The sequence below is a fragment of the Paenibacillus sp. MCAF9 genome (genome assembly GCF_052114265.1).
Classification (GTDB): Bacteria; Bacillota; Bacilli; order Paenibacillales; family Paenibacillaceae; genus Pristimantibacillus.
In genome coordinates, this window is sequence record NZ_JBFREL010000006.1 from 338,597 (window position 1) to 359,931 (window position 21,335).

Sequence of the window (21,335 nt, forward strand, 5' to 3'; positions counted from 1 at the left end):
TTACTCCCCCTCTATCGTGGATGTAAATATGCTATACCATTCATTTTTGTTTGTTGGAAATGGCTTTGACGCATCGATAGCTGTACCATCTGAAGCGGCAACGGTAATGGATTCCTTCGATCGTAAGCTGCAAATCGATCCGTGTGTGGATTGCATGCGCCCAGTCGTCAGCTTGCCATCTGTCCATTCCATATCGAGAACAAACCCTCCACGCGCTTTAAGACCTTTCACGCAACCTGCCGGCCATGCACCCGGGAGCGCTGGCAGAAGCTCGATATAACCCAAATGGCTTTGCAGCAGAAGCTCTGCAATGCCCGCCGTACCGCCAAAGTTTCCATCGATTTGAAACGGTGGATGATCATCGAACAAATTCGGATGCGTAGAGCGTGCAAGCAAAGTATGGATAAAGTGATAAGAAGACTTCGAATCCTTCAGCCTCGCAAATAAGTTAATTAACCACGCACAGCTCCAGCCTGTATGGCCGCCTCCGTGGTTTATGCGGCTCTCAAGTGAAAGGCGGCCCGCTTCCACAAGCTCCGAAGTTGTTTCTTGATTGATGGACGTACCTGGATATAAACCATATAGATGAGATACGTGACGATGCCCAGGTTCGTGCTCCTCAAAATAATCATGCCATTCCTGCAATTGTCCATTAGGCGCAATTTGCAGCGGAGGAAGCTTGCTCCTCGCTGCTTCCAGCTGCTGCTTGAAAGATGCATCGATTCCGAGCAAGCTCGCAGCTGCTGCGCAATGATCAAACAGCTCGCCAATTAAAGTAATGTCCATAGCAGATGACTCAGCAACACTGCTAACCTCGCCTTGTGCGGTCAGAAATTTATTCTCTGGCGACGTGGATGGCGAAGTCATCAGCTGCCCTTTGTCGTTCTCCTGAAGCCAATCCAAACAAAATAAAGCTGCGCCCTTCATTAAGGGATAAGCTTTTTCTCTCAAAAAATCTTCACTCGGATGATATAAATAATGCTCCCATAAATGCTGCGTCAGCCAAACGCCGCCAAGCGGCCAGAAAGCCCAGCTTGGATGGCCGGCTGTCGGCGTTGATGTCCGCCATAAATCCACATTATGATGCGCTACCCAGCCTGCACTGTTGTAATGAATAGCCGCGGTACGGGCTCCCGTGATGCTGAGCTCCTCAATCAAGCGAAACAAAGGCTCATGGCATTCGCTCAAATTTGCTATTTCCGCCGGCCAATAATTCATTTGCGTATTAATATTCGTCGTATAGTCGCTGTTCCAAGGCGGCTGAACCCGGTCATTCCATATGCCTTGCAGATTAGCCGGCTGCGTGCCAGGCCGCGAACTTGCCATAAGCAAATATCGGCCGTATTGGAAGTATAGCGCTTCCAAATCTGGATCTTGTTTGCCTTGCTTATAGTTTTCCAGCCGCTCATCTGTCGGCAATCGAGCTTGTGCCGTCCGCCCCAAATCGAGCTGCACGCGTTGAAACAAGCTTCGATGATCCCCTACATGGCGCTCTCGCAGCTGTTCATAGCTGAATGTTAATGATTTCTCCAGTAGGCGATCGTTTTGCTCGGTCAGGGCAGCAGCAGTTTTGTCAGGCTGAACATCAAAATTCACAAAGCTTGTTGCTGCGCTTAATAGAAATGTAGCCGAGCTTGCCCCTTGAATATTTATTTGCTTATTGCTGTTTATCGATAGTTTGCCGCCTTCTATCTTGACCATCAGTTTTCCTTGAAACGTAATGCCGCGATTATTCTCATACTGTACAGCCAGCGGATGATCGCCCAAATAATTGTCTGCTACATGACTTGGACAACGACCGTGAAGTACGATAGCGTCGCTGCCTGCTGCCTCGATTCCATACTGTACGGAGGAAGTCATTGCTGCTGTAAGCTCTAGCAGCTCTTCTCCTTCTGACTCGTATCTAACGCATAATACTTGATCCACCGCGCTAACGAACATCTCGCGCGAGTAAACCGTTTTACCCACTTGAAACCGTGCAGCAGCGATGCCTGCATCGATATCAAGCTTGCGAATGTAATCTGCGGCCTGATCATGCGCGTGTTCAAAATGCTGCTCTATAAACAAGTCGCCCATTGGTTGAAAGGACTCTGTGTTTGTTCCAAGCATCTTCGCCTCGATTAACTGCTCCGCATCAACAAATTTTTTATCTGCGATGAAGTCACGGGCTCGCTTCAAATAGCGCAGCGCTTCGTAATTGTTCGTATCCCGCGGAAAGCCTGACCACAATGTATCTTCATTTAATTGAATGCGTTCTTGCTCCACGCCGCCAAATACCATACCGCCTAATCGGCCATTCCCAATGGGCAGCGCTTCCTCCCATCGTGAAGCAGCCTGCCTATACCAAAGGCTTAACGGATGAAGCTGCTCTGCTTTATATCCCATGTTTTTGGTCTCCTATTATCGCTCTGTTCACAGCGCTTTAAAAAACAGTTATTATTCATCATAACGGAATTGCCCTACTCGACAGTACCCCATACATTTCATGAAAAATCATGTCAAAATTAGCGTTTTTTCGAATTCTCGCTAAATAATAAAAAATCGCTGCAAGCACGATGATGTGTGCTTGCAGCGATGTAAGTAACAGCCATATTATATTTGAAGGTGTATTTCTTACAGACCAGCTGCGCCAAATACTTTATCAAAGCCTGCTTTGGAGCGCTGCGCCAGCTCTTCCGGCGATTGCGATTCCGCTTCTGATGATAAGATTTCCTGTGAAACGGCACCTTTATAGCCAATACGATTAAGGGCTTGCAGGAATCCTACTAAATCAATTACACCTTCACCTGGATATACGCGGCCGTTGTCGAGTGCTTCCTCAACCGGTACGTCCGGCGCGTCATTGATATGAACATGGACGATTTGCTCTGGACGAAGCGCTTCAATATCAGCAACAGTCAGGCTGTTCGTATACCAGTGATAGGCATCAAACAACAACCCTACATTGCTCTCACCGATTGCGTCGATCCACTCCAATGTTTCCTCGAGCGTCCAAATAAATGGATTCTCCCAACGCGTCCGCAAATGATGCGGGCCAACAAATTCAAGGCCCAGGCGAATGCCATAAGCGCCTAGAATTTGAGCGCAAGTACGCAATCTGCGAGTTGCAAGTGCCATGAAGCGAGCTGCTTTCAAATCTGTTGAAGGCAAAATATAGGTGCAGCAGCTTGTACAGCCTAGAGCCGCAGCCGCAGCCGCTGAGGAAGCCAGCTTCTCCAATCCTTCAAGAAAAGCTTCTTCCGTTGTTCTCCATTCTACTGGAAGGCCAATGGAGCCAATTACTACGCCATTGCTTGCAAGAAGCTCACGCGCTTGCTCTACGCCATAGCGATTAATTAGCGACGCCGCATCCAAATCAACAGCTTGAAATCCGTACGCGCCAGCGAGCTTAATTAGATGCTCATCACTTTCGATTCGACCAAGACCCGCTCCAGTTAAACCTCTCAACATACAAATTCCTCCTCATTCTACAATCAATTATAATTAATTTAGATTCCAGTCCAGCTTCACTTCATTGCCTGTGCGCGATGATTCATAAATGGCATCAAGCACAAGATTGTTCGTCAAACCAGTCAATACGGAAGTAATCGGCTGTTTACCTTCACGAATACATGCAAGGAAGTGACGGCTAAGACGAGCGCGCTCACCTTCATCATTGTCTGCTTTGCTCAAAACACTTTCAATCGGGCGATCAAATTTTTCTGTCAGCAGCTTGCCTTCAGCACCGCTATAGCTTGCGCCGCCTTCTGAGCCCATTACATGGATAAACGGTGAATTGTCCGTATCCATATGAACTGCCCAGCTCACTTCAAGCGAGAGTGTACTGCCGTCTTCCATTTTGATTAGCGCCGTAGCCAAGTCCTCAACATCATACCTTCCGTCCCAATCCGGTGTACCCCATGTGCCAATCCCTTTACGGTTTGGTCCAAACTCTGCATAGGTTGATCCATATACGGAAACCGGCTTTGGATTGCCCATCAAATACAGTGCAAGGTCAAGCATGTGAACGCCGATATCGATAAGCGGGCCGCCGCCTGATTGATCCATTTGTGTAAACCATGTGCCCCAGCCCGGAATGCCCTTGCGGCGAAACCAGCCCGTTTTGGCTGTATAAATTTTGCCAAGCTCACCACGGTCGATTTGCTCTTTAATTTGCATTGCAACAGATTCCCAGCGCATTTGATGAGCGACCATGACGACACGGTCTGCTGCTTCGCTTGCTCTCAATATTTGACGAGCAGCATCGCTGTTAATGCCCATCGGCTTCTCTATCAATACATGCTTGCCCGCTTCAAGAGCTTGAACGGCAAGCGGAGCATGGAATTGGTTAGGCACACCGATGATGACCGCATCGATGTCAGCTCGCTGAATCAACTCTTCATTGGAAGCCGCAACATGCTCAATACCATATTGCTTGGCTGCTTTCTCTGCTCGCTTCAAATCCAGATCAGTAATCGCCGTAATGATACACTCTTCGCCAAGCTTAGAAAATTCTCCTGCATGGACGTTGCCAATATTTCCCGCACCGATAATACCTATTCTAATCTTATTTTCTGCAGTCAATGAAATTCCTCCTATAATTTTGAATGAACCCTTGCTCAGCAATAAGCACTCGTTTTTGGTAACGCTTGATCTCTTCATTTATGTTAGAATAAACGGGATGAGAAATCGTGCTTGTTTTTCGATAAAAGTCTCAGATTTTCGGAGGAATGCATTCATTCATGACCTACATACCTGACTATTTGAAAACGTATCCAAATATGAATACCTCTTCTCCCCTCCATATTAGCCTAAACCGTCTCTATCATGGCTTTAGGCCGCATCGCCATGATTTTTTGGAGTTCTCTTATGTTGTAGACGGAAGAGGCTCTGAATCGATCAACGATGCAAAACATCAAATGCTGCCCGGCACTTTTACGTTTGTGCTTCCTTATCAGGTGCATGAACTATTTACCGAGCCCGGGAGTACACTTGTTCTTTATAATTGTATGTTTAGCATGGACTTGCTGATGGAGCCTGGACAAGAGGAAGGCCTTATGGACCTCATCGATCAGAATACACTGCCGCCATCCGTTCAACTTAGCGGAGCTGATAATGAACGAATGAAGCATTTAATAGAAGATATGTTTCGTGAGTATGCGGGGCAGGAGCCTTGGCGCCGAACGATGCTGCAAGTGCGGTTGAAGGAAATATTAGCTTTCTTTGATCGTTATCGCCGCAATATTGCGCCGTCTGCTCCAGCCTCAAGGCTCGCTTCCAAATCGAGTGCCTCGGTATGGCCGATCATTCATTATATTCATCAACATTATCAAGACGAGCTTGCGCTATCTGACCTTGCAAGCCGCTTTTCACTGAGCATGTCTCGCATAAGTGAAGTCATTAAACAAACGACTGGACAAACGTTCGTACATTTCCTGCATGATTTGCGCTTGCGGCATGCCTGCAGCCTGCTTGTTTCTACCGATATGAGCGTCGCTGAAATTGCGCTGGAGGTTGGTTATGGCTCATACAAAACCTTCTCCCGTATTTTCCGTGAAACCAAGGGCGTCGTTCCGAAGGATTACCGTAAAATGAAGCTTAGTCAGGAGCAGCCCGGCAAGTAGCCGAAGCTAATAAACAAACAAGGGCTGCCTAGAGTAGATCAATCTACTCCTAGGACAGCCCTTGCTCTGTTATGTGTTTAGTGAAAAATAGACAAAACGAGGAATAAGATAGCTAGCAATACATAAATGACAAGCGAAACAATCATTAGAGTCCGCTTATTCACAGCGTTACTCCCCTCCCAGCACCATTTAGGCTATACACCAACATTGTATGTGGGCGGGGAATGCGCGGAAATTGTCCCAATGAGAAAATCGTCCACTCGGATTAAACGGCAGCTTTGGCTTTGCGATCCGATGGCAGCAAAATCGTCAGCATGCCAAGCAAAGGCAAATAGGACGTGCAGCGAATGACAAACTCAATACCCATGGAATCTGCCAAATTGCCGAGTACCGCCGAACCAATGCCCCCGAGACCAAACGCCATTCCGAAAAACACACCTGATACGAGGCCAACCCGCCCAGGCAGCAATTCGTTCGCATAAACTAAAATAACAGAAAATGCCGAGGCCAAGATCAAACCGGCAAAAAAGATTAAAATAACGGAAAATGTTAAATTAGCATAAGGAAGCAGCAGCGCAAATGGTGCAGTTCCTAGGATAGAGAACCAGATCAAGCTGCGACGGCTGAACTTATCAGCGAGCACCCCGCCGAGAAGCAAGCCAATAACATTCGCTGCAAGAAAGACAAACAATACGATTTGAGCATGACTGACGGAGAGTCCAAAATGCTCGATAGCATAAAACGAGTAGTAGCTGCTGATCGCAGAAATATAGACGTTTTTGGAAAACACAAGAATCATTAAAATCGTAATGGCAAATACAACTTTACCAGTGGACACATTAAGTTTGGAGACCGGCTTTGCCGCTTGCTTCGTGCTCTTCCTTGGCTCCAGTGCAAGCTGCTTGCCGTACCATTTGGCTACATTAAATTGAATGACAATCCCGATAGTTACGACCAGAGCAAACCAGATCACACCGCGCTGGCCAGTATGCACGAACAGAACAGCTGTCATGATTGGTGCCAGCGATTGTCCAATATTTCCGCCAAATTGAAAGATCGACTGCCCTGTACCTTTTTTCGTCCCAGCCGCCAAATAGGAAACCCGCGCAGAAGCTGGATGGAAAACGGCTGAGCCAATTCCAATTAACATAACAGCGACCATGACCATCCAGAAATGCGAGGCATACGAAAGAGCAGCAACGCCCCCCATTGTGAACAGCATGCCAATAGGCAGCAGCATCGGCTTCGGATGCGAATCAGATAAAATGCCGACAACAGGCTGCAGCAGCGCTGCAGTTAAATTAATCATCAAAGAGATCAATCCAATTTGAGCAAAGCTCAGTGAAAGCGAGTCCTTCAAAATAGGAAATAATGCCGGCACGACCGATTGAATCGTGTCATTAATCAAATGCACGAAGCTAATAGCGAACAACAATGGGTATATCGTTTTTAAAGCGGACGGTGATGTTGCGATTGAAGCTTGAGTACTAGACATACAGTTTTCTCCTTACTCCAAATAGAATGTAATATGTAATATATCGCATATTATATTTCCTTAAGCAAATAAAAGCAATAAATTCCTTTTTAAATTTTTTGGCATTTGCTTCAATGAATGAATCTGCGATATATTATATATTGTCGAAACTGTTATCCTATCACTTTCATAATGAAACCAAAAAATAAAGGAGGATCCCCTCTGCCTATTCCAACTGATTATTCAACACCCGTTAGACTATCCGCCAAGGAGCGTACCTTAAGCCAGCTGCAAAAATGGATTATCGACGGCACGCTTCAGCCCGGAGAGAAGCTTAACGATTCAGAGCTTGCCGAGGCACTTGGCGTCAGCCGCACACCGATTAGGGAAGCCTTTCAATTGCTTGAGGTTCAAGGACTCATTCAAATGTTTCCTGGCAAAGAGACGCGAGTCACGACGCTAGCCAAGGAAGATATCCTTAAGCTGTATGCGCCCCTTACAGCCCTTCAAGCATTAGCAGCTGAGCTTGCTGCCGACAATATTCAGCCAGAGCATATTGAACAGCTGCGTGCTATTAATGCCAGCTTTAATGAAAAAGTTAGTGAAGAGCAGCTCTATGAAGCGATGGAATATGATGAAGAGTTTCATGAAACGATACTGCAAATTGCCAATAATCAGCATATACTCACCTTTTGCTCCTCGCTTCAATTACATATAAGAAGATACAAATATATTTTCTTCAAACGGCCGAACTGGGAGACCCATACGGCTGCAGCGGATCATGAGTACATCATTCAAGCGCTTGAAGCACGTAATGGCGAAGAAGCCTCACGTTTGATGAAGCTTAATTTAAATAGGCCTCTTGAGCATCTGGACAAAATTCTTTGAGCGATCCGTACCACATCTGACTATAACCAAAAAAGTGATTAAGCCGACCAGTAAGTCGCTTAATCACTTTTTTTAGTTAAACCGATCCTTCCACAGCGTGCTCTACGTCTGAATCCGTTGCCCAATCTGGAATGATTCAATCGCTGCATGGGCTAGCTGAAGCGCTCTGCGCCCCGCCGCAGCGTGAATAGGCGGTGCTTCACCCGCACGAAATGCACCGAGCAAATGGTCAAAATGCTTGTCAAACGTGAGGTGGAATTCTCGCTCTTTATCATTGAAGTAACCCGCTTGCCATACTTCGGCTGTTTCGCTGCCCGAGCGTTGAAACGTAAATTTCTTCACTGTATCTTCAATGGTCACTCTGCCCTTTAAGCCATTAAGCTCCATCGCATGAGTCTGTGCGTATGCATACGAGGAGTCATAAGATCCGAGCAGTGTTCCTACTGCGCCGGATTGAAATTGCAGTGCTAATGCCATGGTAGAGAAACCGTTTCCGGTTTTATCTGTCATTTGTGCCATCACCGATGCAATCGGGCCGCATAAATGCTCAAGCATATCAAATCCGTGGCACTGGGTTTCGATTAAGTTGCCGTGCGGATGATCACTTGTTCCTTCACCGCCAAATCGCCAAGAAACGAATATAAGCTCTCCTAACCGTCCCGCATCCATCGCTTCTTTAGCCATCTGAACAGCTGTCGCATAGCGGTGATTAAAATTAATCGCAAAAAACAGCTCCCGCTTTGCTGCTTCCGAAAGCAATAAATCAGCTTCCCCTAGATCAAATACGAGCGGCTTTTCCACCAATAATGGAACACCTGCTTGAATAACCTGCATGGTCGCATCAAAATGCCCTTGATTCGGCAAGCATAAGCTGACGAGGTCAGGCCGTTCCGTCTCCAGCATCTCCGCGATGCTCGTATAAGCATTTGTCCCAAACTCATCTGCTCTTGCCCTTGTTCGGTCAGCATCTCGTCCAACAACGGCACAAAAATCAACATCCTTACGCGCATTAAAAATACGAGCATGGTGGTATCCCCAGCCGCCAGCACCGATTAAGGCAACCTTCACTCGCCCCTCACTGCTCATAGCTCAATGACCACCTTTCCCGTATCCCCTTTGAAAAACAACTCAAATGCTTCTTGCATTGATTGTGGTCCAAATCGGTGCGTGATGATTTGACTTAAGTATGGCAGGTGTTCACCCATCAAACGATGATTAGCCTCTAGCTCGCTAAACGGAAAATACTCACTGCCAAGCACGGCTCTCTCTGTTGCTATCAAATCGGAGGATACTTGCAAATTTAGCTGCTCGCCATGACCAATGCATACGAGTACACCGCGATGATTCAGTGCATGCAAAGCTGCTTCGCGAGCTGTTCTTCTACCGCTCGTATCGAATGCTGCATCTATACGGTCAAAGCCTGCGGCTGCCAATCCCGCTTCAAGTGTTGTTTCCCCCAAATGGATCGGAATAGCACCCATTTTCTGTGCCAGTTCTAAACGGTAAGGTGTAAAATCCATAATGAATACAGGCAGCTCTTTGCCCAGCAGCAGCTTCGCCATCGCCAGCACCGCTAGACCAATCGGACCTGCACCGGCAATAAGGATGGATTCGATATCGCCATGCACAAGCTGCGCTCTGCGAATGGCATGACCGCCTGTCCCCATGATATCAAGCAATATCGTTGCTTCTGCGAGCGGAATGGCAGCATCCACAGCAAAAAACACATTTTCGTTCACGACCATATAAGGGCCGTAACCGCCATCATGAGAGAAGCCATAATCTGCACGCTTGCTTAAGCATTGGTTCGTATACCCTCGCTTGCAGCTGCGGCATTGCCCGCAAAAATCCATTAAAAAAACAACGCCATGTGTACCTACATCTGTTTTGGTATTTGTACCTGCTGCGACAACGATGCCTGCCGCCTCATGACCAGGCGTCGCTTCGGAACCGCTGTAGAACTGTCCACGCTCTGATCCGCATAAAGCGTTTGCTTTGACTTGGAGCAGCAGCTGACCTGGTCCAGGGGCAGGCACCGGTTTCTCGATATAGTCAATTTTCCCATTTCCCAAAAATCTTGGTGCAGTCATCACGTCAGGTATCATAAAGCTCATTCGTATACCCCTCCATTTTCATGTCATTATCCTCGATAGTTTCTATTGCTCACCTCTATAATAAAGCTAATAATAAAGGTAATCATGTAAAAAACATCGAAATAACTTGTCAAAAACAATGATAATGATCGCACTAATCATATGAAATGGAGGCAATTAGGAATGAATACGCAGCTGCATAACTGGAATGACCATCCCGTGCTGCCGTTTATACGGCTTTGCTATCGCTTTAAAGAAACGTCATTTTTTCAAGGTGAACGTCGTCTGCTCGATTATTTGTTTTTATATATGGAAGAAGGCCGTTATTTGCTTACGGTTGAGGGGGTCGAATATGAGCTGCTACCTGGCGACTTTGCACTTATTCAGCCTGGAATGCTCTTCACAACGAGAGGATATGGGAGCTGCGTAGTACCAAACACTCATCTTGATTTTTTTTATAATCCGAACCGAGAAAGAAGCTTTGTAACGACGCCCGGCCAGACAAACTTGGAGCCTTATTCGGATTTGAAGCAGCCGCAGTTAAACGAATTTCCAAACCTGCAGCTGCCCGTCAAGCTGAAGCCGCGGCATCCGGAATCGTTCAAAAAGCTGCTGAACCAAATGATTGAGCATTTTAGCCACAACGACATACAAAACGTGCTTCATGCCCAAAAGCTGGCTATGGAGCTGCTCCTTCTATTAATCGGCGACTTTGAGACGACAGGCTCTTTGGCATTCGAGGATCAGCAGTTCGTAACGAAGATGAAAGCTTTTATTTCCTTTCACCTATCTGGAACAATCACGGTGGAGTCGATGGCGAAGCATGCGGGATATTCCGAATCCCATTTCAACGTTATTTTTCATCACTATTTTGGAGCAACGCCCCATCAGTTTCTCGTTCATTTACGTTTGGAGAAAGCAAGCGAGCTGTTAGCCACAACTGGACTTAAGCTCGATTTAATTGCGGAGTATTGCGGATTCGCCAACGCCTCGCATTTCTCGAAAGCGTTCAAGAAAAGTTATGGCCTATCACCAAGGCATTTCAGAAATGCGCAAGAAAAACCCTTTTCATAAAATAAAGGCAGTCTAAAACACGATTACGTGTCTAAGACTGCCTCTTCATAATATTTATACTTCCTTGCCTTCAGTACGCTCATAATAACGTCCAATTTCGATGACCAATGCGCCCATTCGCTCCAGCTCTGGAACGATGATTCTTTCCACGCCGTACTCCTTCAAAGCTGCAGCCGTTACTTTTCCGACTGCGGCAGCCACGATGTGCTGATTAAAGATGTTCAGCAAAAGCTCCTTGCGGCCCGATTCAATTGCATGCTTGAACAAATAGTGCACCTGCACCGCAGTCGTGAAGCAGACCGTATCGACTGTGCCGGCAGAAAGCTCGCTAAGCAGCAGCTCGACTGTAGCAGCATCCGGCGGAACATGCTTATAGGGCAGCACCGCTTCTACTTGCGAAGCACCTTTATTTTCGAGAAAACGTACTAGTTTCGGAGCTGGCTCGCCATGAAGCTGTATCCACACCCTTTGCCCTTCAAAATCAAAGGCTTCGAGATTTTCTATGAGTCCATCCATCGTCCCATCATCCGTGCTAACTACCGCTTTTAGGTCTGAACGTTTAAGAAATGCAGACGTTTTGTAGCCTCTTGTGGCGATTTTCGCCTCTGCCAGCCTACCAAGCACCGCTTGTTTAATGCCGATGCTGTCGGCTGTGTTGACGATCTGATCCGATCCCATGCCAGTGGTCAAAATAACCCAATCTGCGCCCTGCTCAGCGAAGTTTCGCAATGGCGCTTCCAACAGCGCCTCATCAAACATCGTCAAGCCTTGAAGCGAACGAACAATTGGGACGCCGCCCTGCTTTTCAATAACCATGCACATCTCATCCGTTTTCCGAGATCCAGCAATTACGATTTGTTTCCCTTGCAATGCGTTTATCCCCATCGTTATCAAGCCACCGTACTTTCGGTAAATTTGCCTTAGCCGACGTCATTATAACAGATGATGCCATAATACGCACCCATTATGTGACAATCTCAGTTAAGCATTTTCCCATTTCTGCTTGAAGAACAGCTCGTAAACTTTGCTATAAACGATTTTCAAAATCATATACACCGGAATAATAAGCAGTATGCCTAAAATTCCTGCAATATCTCCGCCCATGAGCACCAAGATAATCGTCGTCATCGGATGAATATCAAGCTGCTTCCCAAAAACATAGGGCGATATAAGATTATCCTGAATTTGCTGCGCTACTGTAATAATGACAATAGACCAGATCGCGATTGACGGCGCTTCAATGAAGCCAATGATGACAATCGGGATGGAAGATAAAAAAGACCCGATAAACGGAATAAAGTTTAAGATAACGGCCACTACGGTCAGCAGCATCGCATAAGGCAAATCAATAATTAGAAAACCTACATACATGAGAACGCCGAGTGCTACATTCACGATAACTCTGCCAACGATAAAGCTGCTGAGCATATGATCGATATCGTCCATGACCTCTTTACCGTGGATACGGAACCTTTTGGGTATAAAGCTTACAATTTGTTCACCAAACTTCCCGCCTTCCTTCAGCATATAGAACAGCAGAATCGGGAACGTTATGAGCACAATCGCGAAATTTGAGAAAAAAGAAAAAAGCCCGGTCAAATATTCTGTAAATACCGTAAAGCCCTTGTTCAAATACTCCGTAAGCTTAGATAACAGATTCGAATCCTGCGGCAAAAAGGACGATAAAAACCCATTATGCTCAAGCTCTGCAACTTGCTCGCTTAAAGTAGTAAACAGAGCGGGTGCATTTTCGACCAAATTATTGAGCTGTGTACGCAAGGAAGGCCATACCAAGATGCTGAAGCCAACCATCATAATGGCGAAAATCAAATAAATAAGCAAAATGGCGAGCGTACGATTAACCTTATGCCGCTCCATCACATTGACGAGCGGGCGCAGCAAGTAATAGAAAAAGCCTGCCAGCATAAGTGGAACGATAATCATACTGAATAAGGAAAGCACAGGTTTAAATATAAATGAAACGCGCGACCCCAAATAAATAATAATTAATACCAAAATAATCGTGAAACACCATCTAAAAAATCGATTATGTCTGGCCATGCCTGCACCTTCTTCTCTTTTTAACTGATCTTGTTATCCATAGGTTACATAACCTTTACCCTTCCTACCATGAATTGAATCGTTGGAGTACTGGTCATTTCTCCCTGCTGCCCGCAATAACGCTCGGATTTTATAACAAAATAAAAAAAGCTGGGTCAACGGCAGTAATCCGCCAACCCAGCTTCTTGCTTTATTCTCGGTATTAAGAAAATTCACTTCATTACATCATGTTTAAGCCTGAAATTTCTTCAAAATAATTACGGCATTATGACCGCCGAAGCCGAAGGAATTGGACATCGCTATATTAATCTCAGCTTCGCGCGCAACGTTTGGCACATAATCAAGATCACAAATTGGATCTGGTTGTTCTTGATTGATCGTTGGCGGGATAATCCCCTCCTGCATGCTCTTCACGAGTGCGATAGCCTCTACTCCGCCAGCTGCACCAAGCATATGACCTGTCATCGATTTGTTTGCTGTCACCGGAATTTGATACGCGAGGTCACCAAACAGCTTCTTAATGGCTGCCGTTTCGGAACGGTCGCCGATTTCCGTACTGGTGGCATGCGCGCTTATTAAATCAATTTGACTAGGCTCCAAGTCAGCTTCTCGCAGCGCATGCTTCATCGCCTGATAAGCACCAATTCCCTCGGGATGAGTCGCGACCATATGATACGCATCTGAGCTGGCGCCATAGCCGATAACCTCCGCATGAATGCGGGCTCCTCTTTGCTGCGCATGTGACAGTGATTCGAGTATGAGAATGCCAGCTCCTTCGGCCATAACAAAGCCGTCGCGCCCTGCATCAAAGGGTCTGCTTGCCGAAGCCGGCGCTTCATTCCGCGTTGATACCGATGTTGCATTGCCGAAGCTTGCGAGTGAAATATCTGTAACTGCCGCTTCCGTTCCTCCTGCAATAACGACATCCGCGCTGCCTGATCGAATAAGACGCCAAGCCTCACCAATTGCCGTATTCCCGATCGAGCATGCGGTAACAGGCGCCATCGACGGCCCCTGCGTGCCGAACCGAATACTGATCATCGCCGCTGCCATATTCGCAATCATCATCGGAACAAGCGTTGGACTAACACGATCTGGCCCTCGATCATGCAGCACTTCAGCTTGGTCAAGCAGCGTCTGTATGCCGCCGATGCCAGAGCCTACATAAACGCCAACACGTTCCCGATCTGTCTCTTCAACCTTAAGTGCTGCATCCTCCAGCGCTTGCTCAGCAGCTGCTATCGCAAACTGGCTAAACCGATCCATTCGACGGGCTTCTTTTTTTCCAAATAAAGCTTCACCATCAAAATCTCTTACGACACCTGCAATTTTCGATTTATGTTTGCTTACATCAAATGTATCAATCGTAGAAATACCTGATTGTCCATGCACCAAACCATCCCAAAAACGCTCCACACTGTTCCCTAGCGGCGAGATGACACCCATCCCCGTAATAACGACACGTTCCATCTTATTTCCTCCTTCGCAAAATCCTTTATGGGTAGTAGTTTGTCACACTCTTTATCCTATTACAAGTTGTTGTTTATTATAGTATAATGAGTACTACTATAAAGAGAGTACGGAGATGGAAACCATGATTAATCGAGAGACGAGACTACAAGCATTATCATCCTTTCTAAAATCAAGGCGTGCCAAAATCATGCCGGAGGACGTTGGTTTCCCTATTGGAACACGGCGGAGAACACCTGGTTTACGACGTGAGGAGGTCGCTCAGCTTGCTGGCGTCAGCACAACTTGGTATACCTGGCTAGAACAAGGCAGAGATATTCAAGTATCGGCGTCTGTTCTGGATTGTGTTGCGGCGGCTCTGCAATTAAATGACGATGAACGGGAATACTTGTACGCCCTCGCCCTCGGTTCCGGCTATAGCACGCTGCCTATTAATGAGGAGCAGACCGAAATTACACCCTCTTTAAAAAGAATTTTAAAGGAGCTCCGCTTCTGTCCAACTATTATATCGGATCGGCGCTGCCAAATCGTCGGTTGGAACGAGGCCGCCTCGCATGTGTTTATGGACTTTGACCAAATTCCAGCTGAACAGCGAAATATGATTGAGTTATTGTTCACAAGGAAAGAATTCCGCAGGCTAGCAGGAAATTGGGAGCATTTTGTAGGAGGATTTCTAGCTATCTTTCGCGCCTATTACGGTCAATATGTGCAGGATGATTGGTATGAGCGGTTTATTGATGAAATGAAGCGAAGCCATCCGGAGTTTCAATATCTTTGGGAGCAAAGCCAGGTCAGCTCTGCTCCAGATGTATTGCTGGAATTTCGACATGCACGAGTCGGAAAGATGTTGTTTCATCTGACCTCATTTCAAGTAAAGGGAAATACCGATCTTCGGTGCAGCGTCTATACGCCCGCACCTGAAACATCAACCGAAGCTAAGCTGCGCAGACTAATGGGCGGACAAGATTAGCGCTGGCCCTTGAATGAAATCGTTCGATTGCAAATTTTGTTTACAAGCGCATGATCATGACTAATAATGAGCAAGCCCATTTGACGAGCACGGACAATTTCAAGCATCTTATGCCATATTTGCGCCTGCGTAATCGCATCAAGCATCGTCGTCATTTCATCTGCGATGAGAAATTTAGTATCTGGTCCGAGAGCTCTCGCAATACAGCAGCGCTGGAGCTCTCCGCCTGACAGCTCATTTGGATAACGACGCAGCCACTGCTCCTTAATGCCTAATTCTTCAAGCAGCGCAGCATCCGGGGACCAACCTTCAGTCAATGTTTTTGCCATCCGCCATCTTGGATTAACCGCGCGCTCTGGATGCTGAAAAATCATTTGGACAGGATCAGAGCCTTTATTACTCTTGCTCCGTCCATCAACCGACACCTCTCCTGCAATAGGGTTCAAATAACCAGCCAATAACCGGCCTAACGACGTTTTTCCGCTGCCGCTAGGTCCAATCAGGCCGACGACCTCTCCTGACTGTATCGAAATGTTAAAATCTTTAAACAACCAAGGACCGTCCGCATAACGCCAGCCGAGATTCCTTCCTTCAAGTCGCATGAACACACCTCACCATTCCACTCCGAAGGCTGCGAGCGGCCGGCCTGCTGTCAACACATCGTTCTGTAGCCAAGCTGCAGCGTTCAGCAAAGAGACAGCCTGAAATCGCAGAACTCCTTGCAGGTTGCGTCCCGGCCAGCGGTTCGAAACCATTTTGAGGAAGCGCACGCCATAAGGCGCGGCTGTATGGATGCCTAAGCTGCTCACCATTTCCGTGGAAATCTTTGGCCGAAGCGACCTCAACAGCGGTTCCCGCATAAAATATAGCGACCTTATCTGCAATTTGTAGAGCTGCTTCAATGTCATGTGTAATAAACAACACGGCACAGCCGCCTTCAGCGAGCTGCTTGAAGTGACCGAGCGCCTCTGCAACATCATCCGGATGCATGCCTGGCGTAGGCTCATCTGCGATGATCAGCCTTGTTCTTTCCAGCGCTGCCGTAGAGACAAGCACCTTACGAGCCATGCCTCCTGAAAGCTGAAAGGGAAACAGCCTCTCCACATGTGCTCCAAGCTGAAGCCGCGCAAATAACCCTCTCCGTTCCTGAAGCTGCTCAGCGCCATCAGCGCTCGTGCGCAGCTGCTTGCCTACGCGCATTAACGGATTAAGGAAGCTTACCGATTGCGGTACTAAGGCAATTTCCTTACCGCGGTAGCGCTTAAGCTTAGCTTCACTCAGCACTTCTCCGCCGTATGAGATGGTTCCGGTCATCACAACATTTTTAGGCAAAATGCCCATAATCGCATGAGCAAGCAAGCTTTTTCCCGATCCGCTCGCTCCAACGACGGCTACGATTTCACCTTCATTTATCGCGAAATCCAGCTCATCGATAATCGAAACCTGCTCCTGCGAGCTGCCTTTCACATAGTGCATAAAGGAAATGGATAGTTTATTCACCTCCAGCAGCGGCATAGGGGAACCTCCCTCCATATTGATCAATATCGCCTTCCATTAGCGTCATAGCTGAGCATTCCGCGGGTCAATGAGCAGCCGCAAATGGTTGCCCAGCTTATCAAACGCGCGTACAGTCAGCAGCAATCCGAGTCCCGGAAATACCGCAAGCCACCACATTCCTGTCGATAAGTAACGCATGGATTCAGAAAGTATAATTCCTATTGCGGGCTGATGCGGTGACATGCCAAGGCCTAGGAAGGTTATCGCCGCTTCATGCAGCACAGCATGTGGAAACAACAGCAGAAAACCAACCAACAATTGCGGAAATAAATGCGGCGCTAAGTGCCTCGCAGCAACGGACAAACGTGATCTTCCGAGCTTCCTCGCAACTAGCACATATTCCGCTGACATGAGCTGCATCGCCTCCGCACGAATCACTCGAGCAAGGCTTGGCCAATGCGTCAGCATGATGCCGATGGCTACCCCTTTAAGGCCGCCCCCGCAAACAAAAGCAATCAATATAAGCAATACGAGATGAGGTACGCTTAGAAAAACATCAATAAGCCAGGAAATAATGCGATCAGCCGTCTTCCCAAGCGTTGCCGCCATCAATCCCATCATCGCTGCAATAAGTACGCTGGAAATCGAACCGAGCAGCCCAACTTGAATGCTAAGCGCCAGTCCCTTCACAGTGCGGGAAAGCATATCCCTCCCCAGCCAATCGGTTCCGAACAAATGAGCTAGCGACGGAGGCAAGTTCCGATTATTCAGCTGAACTGAAAGTCCAGATGAATCAAGAAGCCAGCTGCCTATGCCGATGCTTGCAAGCAGAAGCGCTGCGCCTATTGCCGATATAAGCATTCGTCGCCGTTCGTTTGAACGCTTCCGAGCAGCTGGTTTCTGCAGAATTGTCAGCTGATTCATCCTTGCGCCTCCTTCCCGTACCTCAGCCTTGGATCAACCATACGGTAAAAATAATCAGCTATTGCATTGCCTGTAAATACGAAGATCGTACTGCATAAGACAAGCCCCATAAGCAGCGGCACATCACCGCGAAGTCCCGCTTCTACCGTCGCTTGACCGAGTCCCGGATAAGAAAACACCTGCTCTGCAAGAACGGCTCCACCGAACAATTCGCCAAATGAAGCAAACTGCAGCGTAATAGCAGGCAATGCAATGTTGCGAAGACCATGTCTAAGAAACAAACTCACACCATATTCACCTCGAGCTCTGGCAAACAAATAATAATCGCTTTCCATCACATCAATCAGCTTCTGGCGTGTATGGAGTGCAATCGGTGCGATGCCCACGACACTCAGCGTAATACCTGGCAAAATCATATGACGAATATAATCGGCAGCCGTTACGCTACCTGACAATACCCCAGCAGGAACACCGAGCCCTACTGGCAGCCAGCCGAGCCATACAGCAAATACCATCATAAGCAGCAGGCCGATCCAAAAGGCAGGCGTCGAAGCCAGCGTATAGCAATAGCTTTTGATCAACCGATCCAACCATGAATCCTTCTTTATAGCTGCGGCTACGCCAGCGGCAAATCCAATAATGCCTGACAGCGTCCATGCGAACGCCATGAGCAGCACCGAGTGCAAGAAACGGTCCGCAATCACCTTCGTTACAGCCTCTCTGTATATCATTGAGGTGCCCATATCTCCTTGCAGCAGAGCAGACGCCCATTTTATAAACCGTTCAGCGAATGGTCGGTCAAGTCCCCAATAAGCAGCAATCTGCTCCCTTTGCTCTGCGCCGACACGCATGACATCTGCTCCGATATACGATTGCACGGGATCAATCGGCGATAAAGCAACGAGCGCAAAAGTAATGATGCTGACCGATGCAAGCAGCGCAATTAATCGGATAAACTTTTTCCCTACAAATACTGCAACTCCCTGTAGCATGCTGACAACCTCTCCCGCCCGTTACTCTTCCCAGCGCCAGCTCTCAATATTGTCCGTTACAGGCCATCCGTGACCATGCGGCTGAATTCGCTGCTTTCCGATATAAAGCTTGTCCTTCACGAGAAACAAATGATCAATATTTACGAGCCATGCCCATGGAGCATCGCCTTTTGCACTCAGTCCCGTTTGTCCATCCCATTGCGCTTTTTTCCAATAGGCCAGTGCTTCTTCCTCCGTACGCGCGTCCAACGCTTGTTCAAACAGCTGATCCACGGTCTGGTTGCTGTAATAACCCGTATTGTAATAGTCAACGCCACCAAATGTGCTGCTGTATAGATTGTACATTTCGAGCGGGTCATGACTTCCCCAGCCTAGCAGCATAGCATTCGAATGCATCAGCTTCTCGAGCTCGTTCCAGCTTTTACCTTCAACCAAAATGTGAATGCCGGCAGCTTTCACCATTTCCGCCGCAGCCAGCGCTAACGATTGCCGTGTAACGTCACCTGAAGGATACAGAAGTGTAAACTGTGCTTTTAACGTCCCTTTTTCGACGATACCATCACCATCGCTGTCCACCCAGCCTCCATCCGCTAATATTTTGGCGGCTGCAGCAGCATCATTATCCTTGATCTTCGTCTCGTCATTCCACCATGGAAGACCATCATTCGCTGTATAGGCAGGTGAGCCATGCCCGTCCAAAATGCCATCGACCAGCTGCTGACGATCGATTACCGTATTGATAGCCAGGCGTATTGCTTTATCTGCGGTTACATCATTTCCAATGGGATAACCTTCTTCCGTTTTGCCGCCAGCTTTGACAAAGGGGAATGCTATTCCGCGGTTATCTACTGTTTTTACTGCTTCAATCCGCATGCCAGCAACCTTTTGTTTGCTAAACGTGGACGGTATATAAGCAAGATCAACGCTTCCAGCCTTTGCCGCCGCGAATGGCCCGTCTTCATTTAAAAATAAGAAAGTCAGCTTCTGAAAATACGGCTTGTCTCCGTAATAGTTCGCGTTTGCCTTTACGATTAGCTGCTGTCCGCGATCCCATTGTACGAATGTAAACGGACCTGAGCCGATCGGATTTTCCGCATAACTACTCGAATAAGCATGTTTAGGTACAATACCTGTCGTTATGAGATAATAAACAAATGTCGATTGCGGTTTCTTTAAATGAAACACAACTTCGTTATTTCCTGCTTCTACGTTTGCTAAATTAGTTAGATCAATCGCAGCGCCATTGCTGGCAGCTGTATCAAATGTAAACTTCACATCCTCAGAAGTTAACGGCTTTCCGTCGGAGAATACGACATCCTCCCGCAGTTTGACCTTCCACGACTTGCCATCCTCGCTTACGTGATAGTCAGCAGCCAAATCGTTCACAATATTCAGATCATCATCCCGTTTAAGCAGTGTACTCTGGAATAGCGGAGAGCCGTACCGTCCCCAGCCTTTAATCGGATCAAAACCGGTGTCCGGCTCTGATCCTACCGCAACAATTAGCTCATCTGTTTTGGCAGTAGTGTCTGCCGGCTTCACACTGCTGCATCCTGTGATGATGAATATAACAATGATTGCATAAGTGATAGCTGAAACGATAGTTTTCAACCCAATCCCTCCTGTTGCGTTACATTAAGTAACACGATTATGTGATATTGTAACACGACTTTGATAGAGTTTCATCCTTTTTCTTCAAAATTCGCTCAAAAAACGCCAGAAAAAAAGAGGACCTAACATCGACAGCGTCGATATGTTAGAAATCCTCTTAAATGTACAATCCTATTAAAAAATTCAAATATAACAGCTTCCGATCTCAAGTATGAGTATGCTCTATGGCAGAATCATGTTTATCCGCATAAGTAACGGAGAGCTCGGCATAAATGACGCCCTTCTGTGCTTGAATCTGCTGATGCAGCGACCGCAGGCGCGACAGCTGTCCTCTCACGACGATGACCTCCAAGCATTGATCATGGTTTAAGTGGACATGCATGTTGGAAATAATATCGTGATGAAAGCGATGCTGCACCTCCATCAGAACAATGGGTAAATCACTGACATGGTGATCATATACGAGAACAATCGTACCTGCAACATGCTCCTGACCGTTCATTCTGGTTGGCTCAAGCAAGGCTCGCCTAACCAAATCACGAATGGCCTCCGATCGATTATGATAGCCAAGTTCGTCTGTATATCGATCAAATTGATCAATCAGCGGTGCCGGAAAGGACACGCCAAACCGAACCAGCTCTTCCTTTTCAGCCATTTGCTCACCCTGCCTGCTTCAGA

General features: G+C 47.2%; 19 protein-coding genes. 4 read left to right on the forward strand and 15 right to left on the reverse strand.

The features are described from left to right. From AB4Z45_RS13750 to AB4Z45_RS13760, 3 genes are all read right to left on the reverse strand, one after another. Positions 1–2,385 (reverse strand): glycoside hydrolase family 95 protein, encoded by a 2,385-nt coding sequence (locus tag AB4Z45_RS13750; RefSeq protein ID WP_441909865.1) that lies wholly within the window; start codon positions 2,383–2,385, stop codon positions 1–3. Between the two features lie 228 nt (positions 2,386–2,613). Then, positions 2,614–3,450: a sugar phosphate isomerase/epimerase family protein gene (locus AB4Z45_RS13755; protein ID WP_076270088.1), complete on the reverse strand. Its 837-nt coding sequence runs from the start codon at positions 3,448–3,450 to the stop codon at positions 2,614–2,616. Between the two features lie 33 nt (positions 3,451–3,483). After that, positions 3,484–4,563, reverse strand: a complete 1,080-nt coding sequence (locus tag AB4Z45_RS13760; RefSeq protein ID WP_441909867.1) for a Gfo/Idh/MocA family protein — start codon at positions 4,561–4,563, stop codon at positions 3,484–3,486. 158 nt (positions 4,564–4,721) lie between these two features. Here AB4Z45_RS13760 and AB4Z45_RS13765 point away from each other — a divergent pair, with 158 nt between their 5' ends. Beyond that, positions 4,722–5,603: a helix-turn-helix domain-containing protein gene (locus AB4Z45_RS13765; protein WP_441909868.1), complete on the forward strand. Its 882-nt coding sequence runs from the start codon at positions 4,722–4,724 to the stop codon at positions 5,601–5,603. Between the two features lie 265 nt (positions 5,604–5,868). On the opposite strand, the gene AB4Z45_RS13770 is transcribed toward AB4Z45_RS13765, so the two are convergent. Continuing rightward, the gene (locus AB4Z45_RS13770; RefSeq protein WP_441909869.1) at positions 5,869–7,098 is read right to left on the reverse strand and encodes an MFS transporter; all 1,230 of its coding nucleotides are present in this window, start codon (positions 7,096–7,098) and stop codon (positions 5,869–5,871) included. Between the two features lie 171 nt (positions 7,099–7,269). Between AB4Z45_RS13770 and AB4Z45_RS13775 the strand changes: the two genes are divergently transcribed. Further along, positions 7,270–7,965 (forward strand): GntR family transcriptional regulator, encoded by a 696-nt coding sequence (locus tag AB4Z45_RS13775; RefSeq protein ID WP_441909871.1) that lies wholly within the window; start codon positions 7,270–7,272, stop codon positions 7,963–7,965. A gap of 102 nt (positions 7,966–8,067) precedes the next feature. Here AB4Z45_RS13775 and AB4Z45_RS13780 read toward each other — a convergent pair whose 3' ends face one another. Beyond that, entirely contained in the window at positions 8,068–9,051 is a 984-nt protein-coding gene (locus AB4Z45_RS13780; protein WP_441909872.1) for a Gfo/Idh/MocA family protein, read from the reverse strand. Continuing rightward, positions 9,048–10,079: an alcohol dehydrogenase catalytic domain-containing protein gene (locus tag AB4Z45_RS13785; RefSeq protein ID WP_441909874.1), complete on the reverse strand. Its 1,032-nt coding sequence runs from the start codon at positions 10,077–10,079 to the stop codon at positions 9,048–9,050. Before AB4Z45_RS13785 ends, AB4Z45_RS13780 begins: the two co-directional genes overlap by 4 nt. A 162-nt stretch (positions 10,080–10,241) precedes the next feature. On the opposite strand from AB4Z45_RS13785, the gene AB4Z45_RS13790 reads away from it, so the two are divergent. Then, positions 10,242–11,132 (forward strand): helix-turn-helix domain-containing protein, encoded by an 891-nt coding sequence (locus tag AB4Z45_RS13790; RefSeq protein WP_441909876.1) that lies wholly within the window; start codon positions 10,242–10,244, stop codon positions 11,130–11,132. A 54-nt stretch (positions 11,133–11,186) separates the two neighbouring features. On the opposite strand, the gene AB4Z45_RS13795 is transcribed toward AB4Z45_RS13790, so the two are convergent. The 3 genes from AB4Z45_RS13795 to fabF form a co-directional block, all read right to left on the reverse strand. After that, entirely contained in the window at positions 11,187–12,017 is an 831-nt protein-coding gene (locus tag AB4Z45_RS13795) for a uroporphyrinogen-III synthase (RefSeq protein WP_441909878.1), read from the reverse strand. Positions 12,018–12,113: 96 nt separating this feature from the next. Beyond that, complete coding sequence (locus tag AB4Z45_RS13800; RefSeq protein WP_339208517.1) at positions 12,114–13,193, reverse strand: AI-2E family transporter; 1,080 nt, start codon at positions 13,191–13,193, stop codon at positions 12,114–12,116. A gap of 231 nt (positions 13,194–13,424) precedes the next feature. Next, positions 13,425–14,663, reverse strand: a complete 1,239-nt coding sequence (gene fabF / locus AB4Z45_RS13805) for a beta-ketoacyl-ACP synthase II (protein ID WP_441909880.1) — start codon at positions 14,661–14,663, stop codon at positions 13,425–13,427. Between the two features lie 127 nt (positions 14,664–14,790). On the opposite strand from fabF, the gene AB4Z45_RS13810 reads away from it, so the two are divergent. Next, on the forward strand, positions 14,791–15,633 hold the full coding sequence (locus AB4Z45_RS13810) for a helix-turn-helix transcriptional regulator (RefSeq protein WP_441909972.1): 843 nt from the start codon (positions 14,791–14,793) through the stop codon (positions 15,631–15,633). On the opposite strand, the gene AB4Z45_RS13815 is transcribed toward AB4Z45_RS13810, so the two are convergent. The 6 genes from AB4Z45_RS13815 to nikR all read right to left on the reverse strand — a co-directional run bounded on the left by AB4Z45_RS13815 (position 15,630) and on the right by nikR (position 21,312). Further along, positions 15,630–16,235 carry an ABC transporter ATP-binding protein gene (locus AB4Z45_RS13815; RefSeq protein WP_441909882.1) on the reverse strand — a complete coding sequence of 202 codons (606 nt, stop codon included), beginning with the start codon at positions 16,233–16,235 and terminating at the stop codon, positions 15,630–15,632. The genes AB4Z45_RS13810 and AB4Z45_RS13815 overlap by 4 nt on opposite strands. Continuing rightward, positions 16,225–17,148 (reverse strand): oligopeptide/dipeptide ABC transporter ATP-binding protein, encoded by a 924-nt coding sequence (locus AB4Z45_RS13820; protein ID WP_441909884.1) that lies wholly within the window; start codon positions 17,146–17,148, stop codon positions 16,225–16,227. Before AB4Z45_RS13820 ends, AB4Z45_RS13815 begins: the two co-directional genes overlap by 11 nt. A gap of 45 nt (positions 17,149–17,193) precedes the next feature. After that, a complete protein-coding gene (locus AB4Z45_RS13825; RefSeq protein WP_441909885.1) occupies positions 17,194–18,054 on the reverse strand; it encodes an ABC transporter permease in 861 nt (286 codons plus the stop codon). Then, a complete protein-coding gene (locus AB4Z45_RS13830) occupies positions 18,051–19,046 on the reverse strand; it encodes an ABC transporter permease (protein ID WP_441909887.1) in 996 nt (331 codons plus the stop codon). The genes AB4Z45_RS13825 and AB4Z45_RS13830 overlap by 4 nt, the downstream gene beginning before the upstream one ends. 21 nt (positions 19,047–19,067) lie before the next feature. After that, entirely contained in the window at positions 19,068–20,657 is a 1,590-nt protein-coding gene (locus AB4Z45_RS13835) for an ABC transporter substrate-binding protein (protein ID WP_441909889.1), read from the reverse strand. Positions 20,658–20,862: 205 nt separating this feature from the next. Beyond that, positions 20,863–21,312 carry a nickel-responsive transcriptional regulator NikR gene (gene nikR / locus AB4Z45_RS13840; protein ID WP_441909891.1) on the reverse strand — a complete coding sequence of 150 codons (450 nt, stop codon included), beginning with the start codon at positions 21,310–21,312 and terminating at the stop codon, positions 20,863–20,865. Between the last annotated feature and the right edge of the window lie 23 nt (positions 21,313–21,335).

Excerpts from the sequence above, each read along its gene's own strand:
- AB4Z45_RS13770 (WP_441909869.1), bottom strand. The coding sequence starts at position 7,098 with ATGTCTAGTACTCAAGCTTCAATCGCAACATCACCGTCCGCTTTAAAA.
- AB4Z45_RS13775 (WP_441909871.1), top strand. The coding sequence starts at position 7,270 with ATGAAACCAAAAAATAAAGGAGGATCCCCTCTGCCTATTCCAACTGAT.
- AB4Z45_RS13755 (WP_076270088.1), bottom strand. The coding sequence starts at position 3,450 with ATGTTGAGAGGTTTAACTGGAGCGGGTCTTGGTCGAATCGAAAGTGAT.
- AB4Z45_RS13790 (WP_441909876.1), top strand. The coding sequence starts at position 10,242 with ATGAATACGCAGCTGCATAACTGGAATGACCATCCCGTGCTGCCGTTT.
- AB4Z45_RS13825 (WP_441909885.1), bottom strand. The coding sequence starts at position 18,054 with ATGAATCAGCTGACAATTCTGCAGAAACCAGCTGCTCGGAAGCGTTCA.
- AB4Z45_RS13780 (WP_441909872.1), bottom strand. The coding sequence starts at position 9,051 with ATGAGCAGTGAGGGGCGAGTGAAGGTTGCCTTAATCGGTGCTGGCGGC.
- AB4Z45_RS13785 (WP_441909874.1), bottom strand. The coding sequence starts at position 10,079 with ATGAGCTTTATGATACCTGACGTGATGACTGCACCAAGATTTTTGGGA.
- AB4Z45_RS13830 (WP_441909887.1), bottom strand. The coding sequence starts at position 19,046 with ATGCTACAGGGAGTTGCAGTATTTGTAGGGAAAAAGTTTATCCGATTA.
- AB4Z45_RS13800 (WP_339208517.1), bottom strand. The coding sequence starts at position 13,193 with ATGGCCAGACATAATCGATTTTTTAGATGGTGTTTCACGATTATTTTG.
- AB4Z45_RS13765 (WP_441909868.1), top strand. The coding sequence starts at position 4,722 with ATGACCTACATACCTGACTATTTGAAAACGTATCCAAATATGAATACC.
- AB4Z45_RS13795 (WP_441909878.1), bottom strand. The coding sequence starts at position 12,017 with ATGGGGATAAACGCATTGCAAGGGAAACAAATCGTAATTGCTGGATCT.
- AB4Z45_RS13820 (WP_441909884.1), bottom strand. The coding sequence starts at position 17,148 with ATGCCGCTGCTGGAGGTGAATAAACTATCCATTTCCTTTATGCACTAT.
- nikR (WP_441909891.1), bottom strand. The coding sequence starts at position 21,312 with ATGGCTGAAAAGGAAGAGCTGGTTCGGTTTGGCGTGTCCTTTCCGGCA.
- AB4Z45_RS13750 (WP_441909865.1), bottom strand. The coding sequence starts at position 2,385 with ATGGGATATAAAGCAGAGCAGCTTCATCCGTTAAGCCTTTGGTATAGG.
- fabF (WP_441909880.1), bottom strand. The coding sequence starts at position 14,663 with ATGGAACGTGTCGTTATTACGGGGATGGGTGTCATCTCGCCGCTAGGG.
- AB4Z45_RS13815 (WP_441909882.1), bottom strand. The coding sequence starts at position 16,235 with ATGCGACTTGAAGGAAGGAATCTCGGCTGGCGTTATGCGGACGGTCCT.